Consider the following 21,593-nt stretch of genomic DNA (forward strand, 5'->3'; position numbering starts at 1 on the left):
AAAACATTGAAAGCTTAATTAAAGTAAAGAAATAGTGTCTCTCGAAATAATTAACAAACAAGAAATACAAAACAAATTGTTCATTGCAAGCATTTGTACCAAAATAGATGACAATTTCGAATATCTCAACTCATTATTACTATAATTGTGCAAGATTGGGGTTTCATAGCAAAGCGCATGTCATTTGATGTATTGAGAACTATGAAAAAGATTTTATTATGTTTGATGTAAATGAACCCATAACAAAAGCTAAAAAAGCTTTAGTGCCTTTGTTAAATTGAAGATATTTCTTTACGAGTCATTATTGCACAAATCTTTATTTTAGATTTTTATTCACGTTCATGGAGAAGAATAAACTAAATCCACGAGATTCACATAAAATTTTTAAAACCCCTGTAAGAAAAGCAAACTGTTAATGAAAAATATCTCATCAATTCCATTTTGCGTAATTTCATAAATAATCTAAAATCAAACCTGATGAATTCTATAATTTTGCTGAGCATTCATAAAGCTTTCTACCTAACAGGCATATTTGAACAAGTCGCAAACTTTTCCTCTCCTGCTAAACGTTTAGTAGAAAGTCTGGAGTTTCCTACAGATATGAATGCTTCATATTATCTAGAAATCTTTTTCAAGATAAAAAGTTTTTAACCCTTATCAAGCCCATAAACAGCATGTAATGTTCTAACTGCAAGCTCAGTATAAGCGCTGTCAATCAAAATAGAAATTTTAATCTCGGAAGTTGTGATTGCCTGAATATTAATACCTTTCTCAGCCAAAGCTTGAAATGCTGTAGCCGCAACACCTGCATGGCTGCGCATTCCAATACCAATAACAGATACCTTGGCAAGATCTCTTTCAAATTGGATAACATCAAATCCAATTTCTTTACGATTTTTCTTAAGAAGGGCAACCGCTTTATCTACATCCGTTGATGGTACAGTAAAAGTCATATCGGTTTTTGAACCATCTTCAGAAATATTTTGTACAATCATATCAACATTAATTCGCGCTTCAGACAAAGGTCCAAAAATTGCTGCAGAGATCCCTGGGCGATCTGCTAGTCGACGGAGAGAAATTTGTGCCTCATCCTTAGCAAAAGCAATACCAGTAACATTTTGTTGTTCCACAATTTCCTCCTCATCGCAAATAAGTGTTCCAGAAGAATTCATTGAATCATCCATGCCTAATGCATCGGGATCCTCAAAACTTGAGCGCACGAAAGTACGAACTTTATGAACCATTGCCAATTCAACAGAACGAACCTGTAAAACTTTTGCTCCAAGAGAAGCCATTTCTAGCATTTCTTCAAAAGCAACTTTTGGTAAACGACGTGCCTTAGGTTCTATACGCGGATCCGTTGTATAAACGCCATCCACATCTGTATAAATATCACAGCGATCAGCCTGTATAGCTGCCGCTATAGCAACAGCACTCGTATCTGATCCACCACGCCCTAAAGTAGAAACCCGATTATCCGGAGCCAATCCCTGAAAACCAGCAATAACAGCTACCTGACCTTCTTGAAAACGCTCTATTAAAAAAGAACCATCAATATCTGTAATCCGTGCACTGCTATGTGCGCTATCCGTATGAATAGGAATTTGCCAACCAAGCCATGAACGTGCATTTATTCCCATTGCTTGAAGTGTAAGAGCCAACAAACCTGCCGTTACCTGCTCACCAGAAGCAACAACGACATCATATTCATAAGCATCTTTATTTATTGGCGAAGCATCACATGTCCACTGAACAAGCTCATTGGTTTTCCCAGCCATCGCGGATACGACAACTGCAACTTCATTTCCTGCGTCTACCTCTCTTTTAACATGCCGTGCAACATTATGAATACGTTCAATATCTGCTACAGACGTTCCACCAAATTTCATGACAATCCGTGCCATCAATAACACTCTTACCTTTATATTTCTTATCTCAAACAACCGTAAAAATAAGAACTCACTCTCGTATCAACAAATCACTTTTTCACATATAGAATATCTACCATTTGTGCAAGTTCAGTTATGTTTATATTAATTTCTCTTGACTTTATAATAAAATCTACCTGACTTGATCATAAAAAAGTAAAAGGAGAGCAACATGATAAATAAAATGCGTACCACCATCGATCAAAATGAAATTGATCATTTTTCACGTATTTCTGCCGAATGGTGGGATCCTCAAGGAAAATTTCGTCCACTTCATCAATTCAATCCCACTCGTCTTGCTTATATCAGAGAAAAAATCTGTTTAGAATTTAATCGCGATCCTGTTTCACTCATGCCCTTCAAAAATTTGAGAATTCTTGATATTGGCTGTGGTGGTGGTTTGTTGTGCGAACCAATGGCACGTCTTGGTGCTACGGTTGTGGGAGCTGATGCGGCACAGACCAATATTGAAGTCGCAAAAATCCACGCAGCCCAAAGTGATCTTTCCATTGATTACCGTACAACTACTGCAGAAACATTAGCCAATGAAGGAGAGCACTTTGATATCATTCTCAATATGGAGGTTGTTGAACATGTATCTGATGTTAACCTTTTCATGGCTGCCACAGCAAAAATGCTTAAACCACAAGGGTTGATGTTTGTCTCAACACTCAATCGTACGTGGAAAGCATGGGGATTAGCTATTATAGGTGCTGAATATATTTTACATTGGCTTCCGAAAGGAACTCATGACTATAAAAAGTTCCTAAAACCCCAGGAACTTAAGAATCTCTTATCAAAAAACACTTTAGCTGTCATCGATCAGATCGGTATTACTTACAATCCATTAAATGACAGCTGGAATCGCTCAAAAGATATGAATGTTAACTATATGCTTCTTGCAAAAAAGCCTTAGGAAAAGATAATCTACAAGTCCTCTATGTCTTGCAACAAAGAATTGAGCTTCCCTTCATCTTCTAGAGCATAAAGATCATCACAACCGCCAACATGATAATCACCTATAAAGATTTGTGGAAATGTGTTGCGCCCATTTGCTCGCTGCACCATTTCTTCGCGAAGAGTTGTTGATGCATCAATATCTTTATATTTCACTCCTTTTTTATCAAGCAAATCACGTGCCCTCGTGCAATAAGGACAGTTAGGGCGTGTATAAAGTACTATCTGTTTCATAATTATTCTCCCATGTTTTTTAATAAGTCAATTTTAAGATCTTCTCAAGAATTAGGAACCAGAGAGGTCTCTTTTAAGACACGTGAAAATGTTAACACATCAACCTGTCGTGCACCTGCACGTTTTAATGTTGCAGCTGCTGCTGTAACGGTCGCACCTGTTGTAAAAACATCATCAATCAGCAAAATAGAACGTCCCTTTAGATGTTTTTTAACTTTGTGTGGCACCTCAAAGGCATTTAATACATTTAGCTTCCGCTCTCTCGCTGATAAATTCACCTGCGGACGGGTATGTCGACTCCGCACAAGCCAACCCGGTTTAAAATTTTTTTTCTGCGCTCCTGCAATATAACGAGCAAGCTCTGCAGATTGATTGTAACGTCTTTTCAAAAAACGACGAAAATGCAAGGGAACGGAGATAATAACATCACACTCATTAATAATCTCGCGCCCAGCAGATATCATCCAATTGGCCATAAAAGATGCTAATTCTATATGATCACTATATTTCAATCGCGTTACCAAAGCTTGCGCTATCCCCTTATGAACAATAGCCGAACGAACACGCGAAAAAGGAAAAGAACTTTTAAGAGCTTCACCACTGAGAAAACCTTCCCCCATATCACAAACAAAAGGAATTCCCATAACAGGACAATAAGGTTTTGTGATAAACTGAAGACCTTTCCAACATTCGGAGCAAATCGTACCATAAGCGGAAACGCTTTGCTTGCATCCAAGACAAATTGGCGGATACAAAATTGTTAGCAAGCGCTCAATCAACTTGCTTAATATATTTCCGCTAGTTAAAGCTATTTCTTGAAAGCACAACATTAATTTAGGCTTTTACAGCTTCCCTGCACAAAAAAATCTTTTATACTTTTTAATTTTAATTCCTTTAAAAACTCTTACCTTTTATAAATTTGTTTTTCTTTCACATCATGAGCTTGATAGAGCTGGCATAAAATGAACCTTTGTAAAATATTCTTTGAATCATAGATCGAAAGTCATGAACGATATGCCACATCCTTTAATTTTTGATCATGATCGTATTGAGCAATTTCGCAAACGTGCTTTCAAAAAAGCAAAAGAAGGATATGATTTTTTATTGTCCTACATGGCGGAGGATCTGTATAAACGTCTCTGTACTATTAATCGTTTCTTTACATTAGCTCTCGATTTACACAGCCATACAGATCTTGCAGCGCAAGCTTTATTGAAATCTGGAAAAGTCCATTCCATAGAACGCGTTGAAACTGACATACTTTATCAAAGCCATGACAAAAAATTTCATTTGCGTCCTCGAGAATTTCTTGACTTTCCTCAAAATTATTGTGATCTCATCGTTTCACTTCTTTCATTACAATTGACTAATGATACCCCTGGTGTCCTTAGTCAGATAAAAAATATTCTGAAACCAGATGGATTATTCCTAGCTGTTATGGCTGGAGCTGGCACACTTATGGAGTTACGTGAATCTCTCCTACAAGCTGAAGTTGAAATCTATGGCGGAGCAAGTCCTAGAATCTATCCTTTTGCCGACATTCGTGAGATAGGAGCCCTTTTACAGCGTGTTGGTTTTGCTCTACCTGTCGCAGATATTGAAGATGTCACAATACGCTATAATACAATGTTTGATCTTATAAATGACCTTAAAACTATGGGAATGCAAAATGCACTCATCAATCGCTCACGGCGCCCTGTATCTAAGCGCTTTTTTCTCCGAGCCGCTGAAATCTATGCACAAAAATTTAGCGATCCTGATGGACGGATCCGTGCACATTTTTCTTTTATTTGGCTTTCTGGTTGGACTCCTCATCCAAATCAACAAAAACCGATAAAGCCAGGCTCAGCGCAAATATCTCTCGCAAGTGTTTTAAGGAAAGAACACAAAAAACTATAAACTCCACATGAGAATTACTTTTCAAAGGTGTTTTTATCCGTTACCCCTAACATTTGACTGGTTATAGTTCCAGCCAACATTGAATCGCTTACATTGAGAGCTGTACGCCCCATATCAATTAAGGGTTCGATAGACATGAGAACAGCAACCAAAGAAACAGGTAATCCCATTATTGGCAATACAATCAATGCTGCAAAAATAGCACCACCACCAACACCAGCTACACCAATAGAACTCAACGTTACAACACCAACAAGAGTAGCAATCCAAGTAGGATCAAAGGGATTAATACCCATAGAGGGTGCTATCATGGTTGCAAGCATCGCTGGATAAATACCGGCACAACCATTTTGGCCAATTGTTGCTCCAAAAGAGGCTGCAAAACTCGCTATTGACTGTGGTACACCAATCCATTGCGTTTGAGCCTCAATATTCAAAGGAATACTTGCAGCACTTGAACGGCTACTAAAAGCAAATGTCAAAACAGGCAAAACCTTTTTGAAAAAACGAAACGGATTAATTCCTGATATGCCAAGCAACACACCATGAATTCCAAACATAAAGATAATGCTAATGTAGGAAGCGATGCTAAAAACCAATAAATCTAAAATATCCGCAACACGTGAGGTTGCTCCTACCTTCGTCATAAGGGCAAAAATACCATAGGGTGTCAAAGCAATCACAATACGGACTAACCGCGTAATCCAAGCTTGTGCCACTTGAATGAATAAAAGCGCTTTTTCTCCCTGTTCGGAATCATCTTTCTTTAAAAGAAGAGCTGCTGCTCCTAAAAAGGATGCAAAAATAACAACACCTATAATTGATGTACGTTTGACTCCACTTAATTCAGCAAATGGATTTTTAGGAATCAAGGATAAAATCATCTTTGGAATATTCATGTCTCCAAGTTGAGAAATACGATCATCGAGAAGAGTAGAAACATTTTGCCCTTCATGCACCAAACCATTTGCTGTTAATCCGAAAAAATTAACTACAAAAATGCCGACCAATGCTGAAAGAGCCGTTGTAAAAAGCAATATTGAAATGGTCATTATGCTCATTTTACCAACAGCATAAACAGAATGCAAATGAGCAACTGCTGAGACGATAGAGACAAAAACCAATGGCATAACAATCATTTGGAGTAATAAGATATAGCCATTACCAACAATGTTAAACCATTCAACAGATTTCAATAACGTGGCTTCACCTTCTCCATAAATAATCTGTAAAACACTTCCAAAAAGTATGCCAAGGATAAGCCCTAACATAACACGTAGTGAAAGACTCCATTTCATCCTGTTACTTTGAGTAAGCAAGAATAAGAAAATAACAAATAAAAATAAATTGATGAAAAAATTAAATGCCATTGTTTATGCCCACTCTTGTTATGCTTGATAGTGAATATTATGCATAGCCTAAAATCAATGCATAATATTCAAAAATAAAATACAAAGTTTACAACACTTTTACAAAATCACTATTTTTAAAGTTATCGGTTAGAAGAGAATTTTTTGCCTATTAATAGCTCTTGGAAGGAAATAAAAAATCAAATGAGTTCATTTTCCGATTATTTATAAAATTTTACTCTTAAGAGAAAGACTTCTAATAAAGAATCAAAATATCAACATCTTCTATTCCATTTCAATAATAAAAGAACGCTTTTAATACGCCTTAAGATTTGAATGACGCCATTATTCTTTCTTACGATTTGAAGGAAGCAAATCCTTCCCAAAATAATAAAGATACCGCCAACAATCCCATGACTTGTTTTTCTAAAAATACAATAACAAACTAAGCTATCTTTCTATGCCAATTTTATTACCGACATCCTCACCCATTTTGGTCACCGTCCTTTTTTAATGTCTCATCTTATTCAAACGGTCTTTACAAAATCTTATTTGGTTCTTGGTGGAATTCTCTTTACTTATTAGTTGCCATAAAACAGTTCTTCTAAACCACTAAAATTATAAATGCTAAAATTTTTGAATTTATAATAGAATGCTGAAATGCAAAACAATACGTGCGTAATAATCGAAGCTTTATTTCCCCTATGGTTATTCTTTAGATACACTCAAATAAAAAATCTAAAGATACACTCAAATAAAAAATCTAAATCCGTAAAATAAGCTTTATTATATATATCTAAAAATTAAAGTGCTAAAAAAAGATAGAATTAGATGAGGAATAACTTAAAAACTCTTAAAGATAAAAATAAACCCTGTCCTTTCTACAGAATATGGTACCAAGTAGTTTTGGTAATATTTAATAGAGTTGCAAATTTATCATTCCAATTTAGCTATTTTAATCCTTTATTCTTGATATAAAATTATTTTTTATGAAAGATTCGCCGATTTATAGCAAAAAATAAAAAAATATCCGTGCTCTATCTCATAAATAAAAAAACAAAAATTAAGTCTTTTCAAGTTAATATCATAAAATACGATACTATTTAGAATAATTTAAAAAGAATTTTTTTCCTAATAAAAACTTGAAAAAAATTGTCAGAATCCAATGTTTAAATGCACAAAAACTTAGATCCTTCACTTAGCGTTAGCCAAAATAAGTAAATTGAGTGAAAAAGAAATGATAATATGTAATTCTATAACGTATCTTTAAATACAGCCACTGTTTGCACCCTCGCATAGAAATATACCATATAGATACGAAAGAAGAGATAAGATCACCAATCTTACCATTAAAAAATGAAAGAAGTATAATATATGTCTCTAGCAAATAACAAAAACCGTTTGTGTGGACACCTCTAGCGTAATTAACCTATGGGCAAAAAAATTTGAAAAAACAAATATACCTCTTATTGAATCGTCTTAATGCAAGATGAATGGGACTTGAGGGTGTAAAGATCGTGATGTTACTGAACTGCTGCTTTGCAGAAGTAAAGATAATTGTGCCGACAAATCTTGCACTATCTCCTTCATAAAAAACATCAAGAGATGAGGATTGCAAGTAAAATAAAATAGGCTTCTAAAGGAAATCTGTCAATGAGAAGTAATAATCATATACACTTATTTGGAAATGAAAGATGAAGCTTTTTACTTCAAAATCTAATAGGCACACTCTAAAAATACAGGTTCTACAGCCCCATTCCAAATAGAATGATAAAGAGACAATAACCGATCAGCATCTGTTTGTCCTAACGCGATTACCTCTTCTAAAGGAACTAAAAAATTTGTCTCATCTAAACCATCAGCATTGCACTGTCTGCGATTTTTTAACCCCTTGCGTGAAATAGCAACAACTTGACGAGCTATTTCTAAAATTATGGTGTGACGAAAAGGTGTTCTTAACCCTTCTTTAGGAACACGGTTGCGCATATCCAAAACTTCTTCAAAACACCAATCTTTTGTTAAAGCTTCTGCTTCATTGAGTGCTTCACTGTCATACAGAATCCCAACCCAAAAAGCCGACAATGCACAAATGCGTCTCCAAGAACCACAGTCAGCACCTCTCATTTCTAAAAATCGTTTTAAGCGGACTTCGGGAAACAAAGTGGATAGATGATTAATCCAATCTCCCATATTGGGTATTGAATTTGCAACCTGCCCTTTTAATGCTCCCTTCATAAATTGACGAAAAGTTATATGAGTACAATCATAATAACGGCCATCGCGCACGACAAAATACATTGGTACATCAAGTGCCCATTCAACATAATCAGCAAAACCAAAACGCTCAGAAAACACAAAGGGGAGAACTCCAGATCTCTGATTATCAGTATCGCACCAAATTTCAGAGCGCCAAGATAAAAAGCCATTCGGGCTTCCCTCTGTAAAAGGTGAACTAGCAAATAATGCTGTTGCAATCGATTGTAACTTCATTGATACTTGCATTTTTCGCCGCATATCCGTTTCAGAGGAAAAATCAAGATTAACCTGAATGGTCGATGTTCGATACATCATGTCAAGACCACTTGTGCCAACTTTTGGCATATAATCGGTCATAATTTGATAACGAGACTTGGGCATTCGCGGAGTTTCAGCCAATGTCCACTTTGGGCTAGCCCCCATACCGAGAAAACCAATCCCCAGTGGCTCTGAAATTTTCTTGAGAAGAGTTAAATGTTCCATCACCTCGCAATAAGTATGACCAATTGTTTCTAGCGGTGCACCAGATAATTCAAATTGCCCTCCAGGTTCCAAAGAAATAGCACCTTGATCAGCCGATCCTACGAGTCCAATAATATTTCCCTCATCTAAAATGGGACTCCATCCTAAAACCTCTTGCATTCCTTCCAAAAGTGCACGAATCCCTCTCGTGCCATTATACGGAACAGGACGGAAACCATCTCTATAGAATGGAAATTTTTCATGTTCTGTACCAATACGCCAATCATTTTCTGCTTTACACCCCTCCTGAAAATAGCTAACCAGGCAATCTAAGTTATAAATTTCACTCTCATCTGTTATATCAAGCGCCATAACTTATTTTATCCTATCATTAGTTCTATCATTTTAAATGAACCATTTAGAATGATTTTATACACTTCAATCAATTGACCAATCTCCTACACTAGCATTAAGAAGAGCTAAAGCAGCAACAGCAGCAGTGTCAGCGCGCAAAATACGTGGTCCCAAAGACATTGGAATCACGAAAGGATGTTTTTTTAAAAAGTTTCGCTCTTCTTCACTAAACCCACCTTCTGGTCCAATGAGGACACCCAATGCTGTGATTTCGTGCTTTTTTAAAAAAGGCAATACGTTATGGGATTTGTGTGCTTCATCACAAAAGAATAAAGGACGTGTCTCATCCCAATGTGCTAAAAGCTCTACTAACGAAAGAGGAGAAGAACATTCAGGTAAAGATAAAATGCCACACTGTTCAGAAGCTTCAATAACATTAGCCTCCATACGCGCTCTATTGATACGCGTAACCTGTGTGTGATGTGTTATAACAGGCTGCAAAACCGATACCCCCATTTCAACAGCTTTCTGCACCATATAATCCAAACGCGCATTTTTGAGTGGAGCAAAACAGTAAATGAGATTCGAATGCGTCGTTTGCAATCTTTCCTGCTGGATAAGCTGAACCACAACAATTTTTTTCTTAATGGCGATCAGTTTAGCAAGCCATTCACCATCCTGTCCATTAAAAAGTAAAATTTTGGCCCCTTCTTTTAGCCGTAAAACACGTATAAGATAAGATGCTTGCGCCCCCTCTATCTTTATTTCTTCATTTAAAATAAGAGGTTGATGGATAAACAATCTTTTCAGTTTATAATTTATACGCATAAAAAATCGTACCAAAGCTAACTATAATTATCGAAAAAACGTATAACAAAAAGAAGAAGATAGATCTATAGGACTATAATTTATAAAGAATTATAGAGTTTTTTAGCTTTATGAGATAAAAATGGGAACAAATAGAATACTAAGTGATTCTGCTCTTAACATAAATTCACAATAACAGATTATTTACCATTGCATTTTTTGATTTATTGCATAATTGGAGAAAAATATGTCTGCAAAAAAAGCTACAGTTATTACTATCACCACTCTCCTAGCTTTTATTCTGATTACGGTAGGAATTGGCTCCGTTGGAGCAGATGGAAAACACACAATCGCTGAAGATGGCTATGGTATTTCTGCTGAACTTAAATAAGCACCGGCTAGCTTACTCTTAAAATTTTATAGAAAGACGACATTTTTTAGCGGTTTTCCAAAGTTTTTGCCAATACAGCCTTAAAAAGGCCCATCAATCTGTATCAGCATCTTTTTTAACCAAGAAATTACCGTATTCCAGTCCTTTAGAACTAAGAGAAAAGGTAAAAGGCTGCATAAGACTGTTCGCAAGGCACTGGACATCTTTACAAAGAGTTCCTGAGCTATGACTTTTTCGCACTTGGGCTTGTAATATAAATTCGTCCTTTCGATCTTGCATGATAGCAGAAGAAATGATTCCCCACATGGATAAGCTCCAGTCTGCTGTATCCATCAGTGATTCTGTTATCTTTATCGTACCATTTGAAAAACTTGTTTGAATATTCCAGAGATCAAAAGTTGTTGAAAGGACATCACTCTTCATTAAAAGAAATTGTTCCTTTTCTGAAAGCGTTTTCTGTAAACTATTCAAATCATATCCTAACAATCGACCAGAAGACAGATTCAGTGTTAATTCACCCTGCATTTTCGCAAAAATTTCTGACCAAGAATTGGCAAGCGTTCGTACCATCATCGTCAAGTTTGCTTTGCTTTGTACAAATGGGATAATTCCTAGAGCCTCTGAAAAAGCCTGCGTATCCATGGAAACAACTGAAGCACGTCCTTCAATACGCACATTCTTATCAACTGGTGCAATTTCAATATTGCTTTGAAGAGATCCACCAAAAACATTCGCATCCCCAAGATCAAAAATGATATGTCCATTTTTTATTTGTATCGCAGCAGCTAAATTTGTGAGCGCAATATTTCCTACTTTTGCTTGTGGCGAAGAAAGTCGTACATCCACCCCGATACGATTTAAAATTGCCGTATCAGGAAATGAATTCTGCTCTTTAACGAAAGAAAGCATTGATTCAAAAATGTTAAAATCTAGGTTATCAAATGCTAAAGATCCAATAACAATTGGTACATAGTTCTGAAAATCAACTTCTAAAGCACCACGCGCATTTGATGTCCCCATTGTAAATGTAATATTATCCATTTGAATATGCATTGGCTGCGCTAAAAAATGAGACTCCCATACAATAGGTGCTTTTAATCTCTGTCCCCAAAATTGTGTGCCTCCAATCCAATACAATGTCTGATTCCACCCTGGAGAACGCATTGATACCTTCCCATCAAAAATGTAATATTCAGATAATCGTGCCTGCCCTATAAAGGTTATACCACCACGTACAGAATTGAGACTCGCCTTAACTTGACTTTTCCCTCCTGCTAAAAGCGATAACACTTGATCAGCGTCAATCGATAACGTTGTCAACTCTCCGCGCCAACGAGCATCTGCACGAAATCGCACTTTTTGCGTTGGTTCAGGCCAATCTAAAGTTGCATTTAATCCTGTTATTTTTTCTGGCATACCAGAAATACTATCATGATAAACGAGTGTACCATTTTCAATAACAATTCGCCCAAAAGGTTGGTTTAAGAGACGCTTTATGTCCGGCTGATCAGGATTATGATTAATTATTTCACGAGCATTCCTTATCGCGAATCCTAATGCACTTTGCGACCGCGAAAATCTATCAAAAAAATCCGCTACTGTTTTTACCGGTTTTTCCATAACAAATTGGGGACGCACAATTCGTGTTTCCGAAAAGGAAACATGCCCCCAAAGAAGATCGAGCAAAGAAAGATCAACTTCTATCGATTCAGCTTCCAATAACGGTACAACATTATTCAGTTTTGAGGTTAGAGTAATGCCAGAAAGAAATGCTTTAGGATAAGGAAAAAGATTCAATCGCGGTGGATCACGTAATTGCACATTATAACCCGTCCACGCACTTAAATCTTGAGCCAAACGTATACGAATCATATCTGTTGACACAAGATAAGGTAAAATAAGAATACCCACTCCAAACCAAAAAATAATTGCAATAAAAACCCCGCTCAAAAATTTTATTATTCTGGCGCGCACAATATTCCTCTATATTTCCGCCGCTATAACAGATTAAAAGCAAACTTAAATAATCGTAAAAAAAATTCTTATAATTCTAAAATCCGTTATATCTCATTTAATAATTTAATTATTCTTATTTTTATCCAAAGTTTATTGGAACGACAATATTGCTGCTTCCAAACAAAACAGTTATCTTAAAACCTTTCAAAAATTATAAAATACATAATATTATCGAATCATTTTTACCATTCTCATATGAATATTGCTATTAAATGCTTTTGGATTGTCAGCAAACACTTTACAAAAGGATAAACAGCCCTCTACCGAAAGGATCTCTCTCAATGAATAATATTATCGATGGAAAAAAGCTTGCTGAAGAGATTATTGTGAAAGTGAAGGCTGAAACAGCAAAACTCCGCAATAATTATAATATACAACCTGGTATCGCTGTTATTATTGTCGGAGACGACCCCGCAAGTCAGGTATATGTCGCATCAAAAAGTAAAAAAGCCGAAGAATGTGGTTTTTTTTCAATCAAACAGATGATTCCCAAAGAAACACAAGAACAAGAACTCCTCCAACATATTGCAGCATTAAATTCTGACCCTAAAATCCACGGCATTTTAGTACAGCTCCCCTTACCACCCCATATTAATACAAACCGCATAACACAAGCTATTGCTTTCCAAAAAGATGTTGATGGCTTTCATTATATCAATGTAGGAAAACTTGCTGCTAATGACCTTGAAGACGCTATTATTCCCTGTACACCAGCTGGTGCCATGATGATGATTGAACAACAATGTGGACGAGATTTATCTGGTCTTGATGCCGTTGTCATTGGCCGCTCTAATATTGTCGGAAAGCCTATGGCAGCCCTTTTAACAGCAGCCAATGCCACTGTCACAATCGCCCACAGCCGTACCCGTGACCTTGATGATGTCTGTCGTAGTGCCGATATTTTAGTAGCAGCTGTAGGCCACCCACAAATGATTAAAAAAGACTGGGTTAAAAATGGTGCTATTATTATTGATGTTGGTATTAATCGCATTACAACTCCAGAGAAAGAGGGAAGCAAGACGCGTCTTGTCGGGGATGTCGATTTTGAAGAAATAAAAGGGAAAGCTGCCGCAATCACTCCTGTTCCAGGAGGGGTTGGACCTATGACTATTGCCATGCTCATGGTTAATACGCTTAAAGCCGCCGCTCGAGCACACAATCTTCCTGTACCCAAATTCTAAGAAGTTTGGTATACCTTCATTGCAATAAATATTACTTTATTCATGCCATAAGAACAGATGCCCCTTGATCTGCACGATTAACGGATTGGCGAAAAAGACGAAAAAGTTCACGTCCAACACCGTATTCATTTTTTGAAAGGTCGGGGTGAGTGATCGTTCGTGCATTAAATTCTGACAAATCTTCCAAAATAATTAATTTACCCACATGAGCATCAAGACAGACGATATCACCATCTTGCAAACGCGCAATGGGACCATTGTCCAAAGCTTCTGGTGTTACATGAATTGCAGCAGGAATTTTTCCTGATGCACCTGACATACGTCCATCCGTTACCAATGCTACCTTTTGACCTCGATCTTGTAAAATGCCTAAAATTGTTGTTAATTTATGAAGCTCTGGCATACCATTTGCTTTTGGCCCTTGATAACGAATAACAGCGATAAAGTCTTTATTATTTAATACCCCAGATTTAAAAGCCTCTTGTAGTGCCTCTTGATCATTAAAGACAAAAACTGGAGCTTCAATTCGCCAACGATCAGATTTAACAGATGAAACTTTAATAATAGCTGTGCCTAAATCACCCGACAAAACGCGAATACCACCATCAGCTTGAAACGGCTTTCTCCACCCTACCAATATCTTATGATCACCACTTTCATTGAGAGCGGGCTCACGCACCACACTACCATCAGAACCAAGTTTTGCTTCAATTACATACGCATTGAGATCTTTGCCAAAAACTGTACAGACATTTTCATGTACTAACCCTGCCTCAATGAGCTCTCGAATAACAAAACCCATTCCACCAGCAGCATGAAAATGATTTATATCAGCCAAACCATTAGGATAAATTCGCACTAAAAGAGGGACCACTGACGAAATTTCTGCTATATCATGCCATGTCAATTGAATACCACAAGCAGCAGCCATGGCAATTAAATGAATCGTATGGTTGGTAGATCCTCCTGTCGCATTTAATCCTACAATAGCATTTACGAAAGAACGCTCATCAACTATCATACCAAGTGGTCTATAATCATCGCCCAGTGCTGTCATTGCAAGTACACGCTGGGTGGCTTCCCGTGTTAACGCATCACGCAACGGTGTATTTGCATTGATAAAAGAGCTTCCCGGCATATGTATCCCCATCATCTCTAGGATCACCTGATTTGAGTTAGCAGTCCCATAAAATGTACATGTTCCAGGCCCATGATAAGAGCGGGATTCTGATTCCAGCAATGTTTGACGATCTATTTTATTTTCTGCATAAAGCTGGCGTATCTTCGCTTTTTCATCATTGCCTTGACCACTTGTCATGGGACCAGCTGGAATAAAAATTCCTGGTAAATGACCAAATGTCAGCGCTCCAATCACTAAACCAGGTACAATCTTATCGCACACGCCAAGATACAGTGCAGCATCAAACATATCGTGTGATAAGCTTATAGCCGTCGCCATTGCAATTACATCACGCGAAAAAAGAGAAAGCTCCATCCCCACATTTCCTTGTGTTACACCATCACACATCGCAGGAACACCACCTGCTACTTGTGCAACACCACCAAACATACGGGCAGCCTCTTTAATTAAGTGAGGAAAATATTCAAAAGGTTGATGTGCTGAAAGAACATCATTATACGCAGTAATAATACCAATATTGCCGACAATATTATGCTTCAAATGCTCTTTGTCTCTTTGACCACAAGCAGCAAAACCATGAGCCTGATTGGAACATCCCAAAAAACTTCTCTTGGGACGCTTTTCTTGCGCCTTAGCAATACGATCTAAATAAATTTCTCGCGTTGGAAGAGAACGTTCATAAATCCTTCGTGTAACCGAAGCTATTATCTTGGAAAGTGCCATGTTTATTCCCCCCTTGCATTTACGCTTCCAACCATTAAAAAGAGATTGCGTACCACTTACATCTCTATCATGTTTTCGCTTCACTTGTTTCATTTTCACTTGGAGACCAATAAACCTGAACAAGGTGATGAGCATTGCGTAAAACCGCCCGAACAGGCATTTCCATTTCAGATCCCTCCTGACAAACCACTTCAAAACACTCGCGTTTCTGAAAACCTTCAAAATGGAGAAGTATGCAACGAGATTGTATTATAACTGGCAAAGTCAGTGTCAGTCTTGGCTCAAGAGCACTTTTTGCATGAAGTGGTAAAACAAGTGCCTGTGTTTGAAGATCAAGTGCTTGCTTTAAACGATGCGCATCAGGAAAAAAGGAAGCAGTATGTCCATCAATCCCCATTCCTAAAACAATAACATCAAAGGGTCTAGGCAAAGTATTGACACGACTAGCAGCCGTAAAAGCAGCAAGTTCAACAGTAATTGCTTTATGATAAAGTCCTACAAAATGTGCTTGAGCCGCAAAATTTTGTAACAAATGACGGCGTACCAGATGTTCATTTGAACGTTCATGATGAGCTGGTACAAAGCGTTCATCGACTAACGTGATGATAATATTTTGCCAATCAATATCAGCTTTTGATAAATAATGAAAAAACAATTCCGGTGTGTTACCACCAGAAACTGCTAGAATCGCCCGTTTTCGCTCAAGAACAGCCACACTAAGCTCTGCTGCAACGCGATCAGCCAATGCTAACGCTAAATCTGTAGGTGTTTCAAAATTCAAACGGTCAATATTTATTCCATGCATACTTATTGCTCTAAACTAAATTGTTCCATACCCGCCCATCACGTTCCATCAAAAGTGTCGAAGCAGAGGGCCCCCATGAACCAGCTCTATATCCATGAACTGGCTGCTTTATTGCTTGCCATCCCTCAAGAATAGGATCAATCCAACGCCAAGCAGCCTCAACTTCGTCACGACGCATAAACAGTGTTTGATCTCCACGAATAACATCCATTAATAGCCGTTCATAAGCATCAGGATTACGCTGCGAAAATGCAGACGCAAAACTCATGTCTAATGGAATATGACGAAATCGCATACCACCAGGACCTGGATCTTTAATCATCAACCACTGTTTTACACCTTCATCAGGCTGGAGACGAATAACAAGTCTGTTAGAAAAAACCTCATCTGAATTCTCATCAAAAATATTATGAGGGATGGGTTTAAAAACTATAACAATTTCAGACATCCGCGTGGACAGACGCTTACCAGTTCGTAAATAAAAAGGTGTATCCGCCCAACGCCAATTATTAATCTTAACCTTAAGCGCTACAAATGTTTCGCTCTCACTGACTTTTTTCCCCAAATCATCAAAATAAGATCTTACAGAGATACCATTCAAGACACCAGCCAGATATTGCCCACGCACAGTATTTTGCTCTACATTATGAACATCAAGGGGTGTCAAAGAATGCAAAACTTTCAATTTTTCATCACGTACCGCATTTGCTCTATTGGTAAATGGTATTTCCATAGCAACCAAACAGAGCAATTGCAGCATATGGTTTTGTACCATATCGCGTAGCGCACCTGCACTCTCATAATATTCTGCACGCCCTTCCAATCCTAACGATTCAGCAACTGTTATCTGGACATGATCAATATAATTGGAATTCCATAACGGTTCATAAAGTGTATTAACAAACCGCAATGCCATTAAATTTTGAACTGTTTCCTTGCCAAGATAATGATCAATACGAAAGATCTGATCTTCATCAAATGCTCTTGCAAATATATCATTGAGTTCTACTGCTGTTTTTACATCACGACCAATAGGTTTTTCAATGATAATCCGTGTTTGCTGTGTCACCAAACCATTTTGTCCTAATCTCATCGCAATATTACCAAAAAGTGGCGAACCAACCGCTAAATAAAAAGCTCGAATATCAGCTGGATCTTTTGATAGTAAAAGAGCAAGATCTTGCCATCCCCGATTTGATGTAATATCCACAGAAACATAGATTAAACGCGCAAGAAAACGATTCAGTTCAATTAGGTTGAGATCTTTTGGTTGAACATGTTTCTCTAGAGAAGCACGAACAAAATTTTGATATTCTTCACGACTTAACGAAGAGCGAGAAACCCCAATAATACGCGTCGGATCACTCAATTGTCCAACACACTGACAATGATAAAGAGCAGGCATAAGCTTGCGTGATGTTAAGTCGCCATTGCCACCAAAAACAATACAATCAAAGGGAGAGACTGGAATAATTTTACTTACCATAAATTTGTCTCTCTTCCCATTTAATTATAACAGTTCAAAAAATTTATAGAAACTTCAATCATTAAAGCAGATAGATATGAAACAAGCCACTCATTTTCTCCGTTTCAAAGAGTGCCTCGTTAAAACTTATCCATCAAAGAAAACCAGTGCATAGCCAAAAAAACAAGCGGATAACGCAAAACTTTTCCACCTGGAAAAGATGAAATCTTTAAGTCTTGAAAAGACGCAAAACGCTCACGCTTCCCAGTTAGCCACTCAGAATATAACTTCCCTATAAAAGGAGCAAGTATAACCCCATGCCCCGAATAACCACCACAATAAGTTACACCGGAAAAAAGTTGGCGAACATAAGGCAACCGTTCAACAGTGATAGCAACTGTCGCTCCCCAATGATGGGTTAGATTTATAGAGTGGAGATGAGGATAAATTTCAAAAATCTGCCGTCGTATGCGTCTATCTAAATTTACAGGATATTGATTATCATAACTTTCTACTCCACCAAATAATAAGCGATTATCAGTAGTTTTGCGAAAATAGCGAACCATAAAACGAGAATCATCTACCGACTCGCCCCCCTGAAGAATAGGACACTCTTGCGATAACGGTTCAGTTGCTCCAATATAAGAGCGAATAGAAAAGATTTTTTTCTCAACAAAATGCTGAAGTCCAAGTTTATATGCATTAGTCGCTAATAAAACATGCTCTGTTGTTATATTACCTTGTCCCGTTTTTACTCTATAATGGCCACCATTGCGCTCTATCGCAATTACTTTCGTCTTCTCATAAAGTTTAGCCCCAGCGTTTTTTGCGTTTTTTGCTAACCAAACAACAAGCTTTAAGGGATTGATATGGCCAGTCTGTGCATCATAAATACCACCATGGTAAAAAGAAGAACCAAGCCGTTTAACTGTTTCATTCCTGTTCATAAAAGTGAGACCGTCATAGCCATAACGCTGCATCGCTTCAACATGTCGCTGATAAGATGCTAATTCGCGTTTTTTATGGGTAACAGAAAGATGCCCTGCCATAAAATCACACTGACAATCAGGCATTGCACACCAAGATAGAATATCTCTTTTGGCTTCTTCAGCTAAATCAAACAATATCTTACTTCGTTCAAAACCATATTTTTTCTCTAATGATTCTACCCATTGTCTTTGCCCTGTTCCTAATTGCCCACCATTGCGCCCTGAAGCTCCATCACCAAACCGTGAAGCTTCTAATAAAACAACTTGGACTCCAGCCTTAGCTAAATGATAGGCAGCAGAAAGCCCAGTAAATCCACCCCCGATAATAACCACATCACACTGTATTTGTTCGCTAAAAAACGGATAAGAGGGACGCTCGTCTAAAGTGTCCTCATACCAAGAAATTCCTGGAGAAATCGGATTATAATCAATCATCGTGATAAACCTTAAACATTAAGCAAGAGATACTCTCGCTCCCACGGGCTAATCACTTCCATAAAAGTTTCGAACTCTTGTCGTTTGATTGCAGCATAAGTACTGACAAAAACATCTCCTAAAATGGCACGTATCGCTGTATCTTGTTCAAATAAGTTGACCGCTTCAATGAGACCACGGGGTAATTCAATGCTATCAGTATTCACATTACTTATTGTTGGTTCATCAGGTTCAAGCTTTTGCTGTAATCCAATAAGACCGCAAGCCAAAGAAGCTGCGAGAGCTAAATAAGGATTAGCATCTGATGAAGGAAGTCTATTCTCAACACGTCGCCCCTGTGGAGCAGAGCGGGGAACACGAAAAGCTGTGGTACGATTATCATATCCCCATCGCAAATTAACAGGTGCTGAAATATCAGGCATGAGACGCCGATAAGAATTTACATAAGGGGCAAGCATTACAAGTCCCCCTGCCATATGTTTTTGTAATCCACCAATAAAATAGCGAAAAAAAACACTTTCCTCACCATCTTCTTGTGTAAAAATATTCATACCCGTCTTTTTATCAACAACCGATTGATGAATATGCATAGCAGAACCTGGCTGCCCTTGAATAGGCTTGGCCATAAAAGTAGCATACATATCATGCTTAAGTGCGGCTTCACGAATTGTGCGTTTAAACATAAAGACTTGATCAGCTAATTCAATTGGATCACCGTGACGTAAATTAATTTCAAATTGGCCGGCTCCTTCTTCATGAATGAGCGTGTCAATTTCTAACCCCTGCGCTTCCGAAAAATGATAAATATCATCAATGAACTCATCAAATTCATTTACACCCGCAATCGAATACCCCTGCCCTCCACCAATTGAACGTCCAGAACGACCAACTGGAGGAACTAAAGGATAATCAGGATCAGGATTTTTTTGTACTAAATAAAACTCAATTTCTGGTGAGACAACTGGTTTTAAACCCATTTTCGTATAAAAACCAAGCACTGTTCGTAAAACATTCCGTGGTGTATAATCCACAACCTGTCCATTTTGATAGACAAGATCACAAATCACTTGTGCGGTAGGAGCCTCTTCCCATGGCACAATGCTTAACGTCGAAAGATCAGGTTCAAGACGTAGATCACCATCTGTTTTCGGATATTCAAAACCATGGCCATCTTCAGGATAATCTCCTGAAATTGTTGCCACAAAAACGGCTGAAGGCAATGCCAGCGATGTTTCCGATGTAAATTTTTTAGAAAGCATCATCTTGCCACGCGGTACACCTGCTTGATCAGGCGTAATACATTCAATATCTTCTACATTACGGAAAGCAAGCCACTGCGAAACTTGCTCCCAATTTTTTACACCACGTAAATTTTTGAGAAAACCAGAAACAGATTTAGAACTCTTATTTTTCATTTGTTCACCATTTTTTACAGCCATAGAACACCAACTCAAAAAAACATTCAAGCTTCGCTCTTATGGTATCACCCTATACATGAACGTTACGAAAAAACTTTATCAACCTAATTTTTAAAGAATGCCACAACTTCTATTAAGGTGAAAGAAACCTTACAACTATTATAAACTGCTTGCCATATCAAACATAGTGTAAAAATTGGTACTGCACGCGATACATCGGTGCTAACGTTCTCTTTAAAAACACACAGATAATTACAACCAGCTTCGAAAACAGCCTTACCAAGGAATTACTAGCTAGAGGGTTGCGTGCACAATGCAATAATAACACATTGATTCCCGCAAGCGTGCTGCACATATTGTACGCGTGGACTGTACGGAGTCTGCCGCTCCTAAATACTCAGATGTAATGCTACTGAGTCGTACAGTGCCCGCAGTTGCACCCTTAAACATCTGTTCCTACCATATTATAATGTTTGACAAAAGCATCATGCCATCATAGCAACCGCTTTGCGTATGGGTTCCACAACATAGTTCTACAAACTGTTGACGCATTGCCAAGCTAAGAGTTTTCTTGCCCACCTACGCCAATGAGACCATCACTATCCTCTTTTTGAATTGTAAAACAAAATGATTTACCATTGGCGATAAACCATCTGCTCAAAATCCAGCTAGCTTAAACTCATAGCATTCTAAACCTTTAGACTCGTTCTATCCCCAAGGGAGGCATAGTCAGATATATCACTTCCGTCACGTATTCACGCACTGGAACAAAAAATCTGAAAC

16 protein-coding genes are annotated in these 21,593 nt (G+C 37.7%); 4 read left to right on the forward strand and 12 right to left on the reverse strand.

Annotated elements, in window-relative coordinates; all coding sequences use genetic code 11:
- Positions 1-647 precede the first annotated feature (647 nt).
- A complete protein-coding gene (locus AC0QT1_RS01845) occupies positions 648-1,904 on the reverse strand; it encodes an aspartate kinase (RefSeq protein ID WP_473200184.1) in 1,257 nt (418 codons plus the stop codon).
- 196 nt (positions 1,905-2,100) lie between these two features.
- Between AC0QT1_RS01845 and ubiG the strand changes: the two genes are divergently transcribed.
- The gene (ubiG, locus tag AC0QT1_RS01850; protein WP_473200183.1) at positions 2,101-2,844 is read left to right on the forward strand and encodes a bifunctional 2-polyprenyl-6-hydroxyphenol methylase/3-demethylubiquinol 3-O-methyltransferase UbiG; all 744 of its coding nucleotides are present in this window, start codon (positions 2,101-2,103) and stop codon (positions 2,842-2,844) included.
- 11 nt (positions 2,845-2,855) lie between these two features.
- Here ubiG and grxC read toward each other — a convergent pair whose 3' ends face one another.
- Positions 2,856-3,119 carry a glutaredoxin 3 gene (gene grxC / locus AC0QT1_RS01855; protein WP_473200182.1) on the reverse strand — a complete coding sequence of 88 codons (264 nt, stop codon included), beginning with the start codon at positions 3,117-3,119 and terminating at the stop codon, positions 2,856-2,858.
- A 44-nt stretch (positions 3,120-3,163) separates the two neighbouring features.
- Positions 3,164-3,949, reverse strand: a complete 786-nt coding sequence (locus AC0QT1_RS01860) for a ComF family protein (RefSeq protein WP_473200181.1) — start codon at positions 3,947-3,949, stop codon at positions 3,164-3,166.
- A gap of 184 nt (positions 3,950-4,133) precedes the next feature.
- On the opposite strand from AC0QT1_RS01860, the gene AC0QT1_RS01865 reads away from it, so the two are divergent.
- Positions 4,134-5,018 (forward strand): methyltransferase domain-containing protein, encoded by an 885-nt coding sequence (locus AC0QT1_RS01865; protein ID WP_473201584.1) that lies wholly within the window; start codon positions 4,134-4,136, stop codon positions 5,016-5,018.
- Between the two features lie 14 nt (positions 5,019-5,032).
- Here AC0QT1_RS01865 and AC0QT1_RS01870 read toward each other — a convergent pair whose 3' ends face one another.
- The 3 genes from AC0QT1_RS01870 to AC0QT1_RS01880 all read right to left on the reverse strand — a co-directional run bounded on the left by AC0QT1_RS01870 (position 5,033) and on the right by AC0QT1_RS01880 (position 10,267).
- Positions 5,033-6,388, reverse strand: coding sequence for an L-cystine transporter (locus AC0QT1_RS01870; protein WP_473200180.1), 1,356 nt, complete (start codon positions 6,386-6,388; stop codon positions 5,033-5,035).
- Positions 6,389-8,083: 1,695 nt separating this feature from the next.
- Positions 8,084-9,457, reverse strand: coding sequence for a glutamate--cysteine ligase (locus tag AC0QT1_RS01875; protein WP_473200179.1), 1,374 nt, complete (start codon positions 9,455-9,457; stop codon positions 8,084-8,086).
- 66 nt (positions 9,458-9,523) lie between these two features.
- A complete protein-coding gene (locus AC0QT1_RS01880; protein WP_473200178.1) occupies positions 9,524-10,267 on the reverse strand; it encodes a 16S rRNA (uracil(1498)-N(3))-methyltransferase in 744 nt (247 codons plus the stop codon).
- A gap of 226 nt (positions 10,268-10,493) precedes the next feature.
- Between AC0QT1_RS01880 and AC0QT1_RS01885 the strand changes: the two genes are divergently transcribed.
- Positions 10,494-10,637: a hypothetical protein gene (locus AC0QT1_RS01885; RefSeq protein ID WP_473200177.1), complete on the forward strand. Its 144-nt coding sequence runs from the start codon at positions 10,494-10,496 to the stop codon at positions 10,635-10,637.
- 93 nt (positions 10,638-10,730) lie between these two features.
- On the opposite strand, the gene AC0QT1_RS01890 is transcribed toward AC0QT1_RS01885, so the two are convergent.
- Positions 10,731-12,611, reverse strand: a complete 1,881-nt coding sequence (locus AC0QT1_RS01890; RefSeq protein WP_473200176.1) for an AsmA family protein — start codon at positions 12,609-12,611, stop codon at positions 10,731-10,733.
- A 323-nt stretch (positions 12,612-12,934) separates the two neighbouring features.
- On the opposite strand from AC0QT1_RS01890, the gene folD reads away from it, so the two are divergent.
- Positions 12,935-13,834 carry a bifunctional methylenetetrahydrofolate dehydrogenase/methenyltetrahydrofolate cyclohydrolase FolD gene (gene folD / locus AC0QT1_RS01895; RefSeq protein ID WP_473200175.1) on the forward strand — a complete coding sequence of 300 codons (900 nt, stop codon included), beginning with the start codon at positions 12,935-12,937 and terminating at the stop codon, positions 13,832-13,834.
- 40 nt (positions 13,835-13,874) lie between these two features.
- Here folD and edd read toward each other — a convergent pair whose 3' ends face one another.
- From edd to AC0QT1_RS01920, 5 genes are all read right to left on the reverse strand, one after another.
- Complete coding sequence (gene edd, locus AC0QT1_RS01900; protein ID WP_473201530.1) at positions 13,875-15,698, reverse strand: phosphogluconate dehydratase; 1,824 nt, start codon at positions 15,696-15,698, stop codon at positions 13,875-13,877.
- 67 nt (positions 15,699-15,765) lie between these two features.
- Positions 15,766-16,503, reverse strand: coding sequence for a 6-phosphogluconolactonase (gene pgl / locus AC0QT1_RS01905; RefSeq protein WP_473201531.1), 738 nt, complete (start codon positions 16,501-16,503; stop codon positions 15,766-15,768).
- 10 nt (positions 16,504-16,513) lie between these two features.
- A complete protein-coding gene (gene zwf, locus AC0QT1_RS01910) occupies positions 16,514-17,989 on the reverse strand; it encodes a glucose-6-phosphate dehydrogenase (protein ID WP_473200172.1) in 1,476 nt (491 codons plus the stop codon).
- Between the two features lie 119 nt (positions 17,990-18,108).
- Positions 18,109-19,392 carry an NAD(P)/FAD-dependent oxidoreductase gene (locus tag AC0QT1_RS01915; protein WP_473200171.1) on the reverse strand — a complete coding sequence of 428 codons (1,284 nt, stop codon included), beginning with the start codon at positions 19,390-19,392 and terminating at the stop codon, positions 18,109-18,111.
- A gap of 11 nt (positions 19,393-19,403) precedes the next feature.
- A complete protein-coding gene (locus AC0QT1_RS01920; RefSeq protein WP_473201532.1) occupies positions 19,404-20,831 on the reverse strand; it encodes a glutamine synthetase family protein in 1,428 nt (475 codons plus the stop codon).
- Between the last annotated feature and the right edge of the window lie 762 nt (positions 20,832-21,593).

The sequence above is a fragment of the Bartonella sp. P12B genome (genome assembly GCF_055796185.1).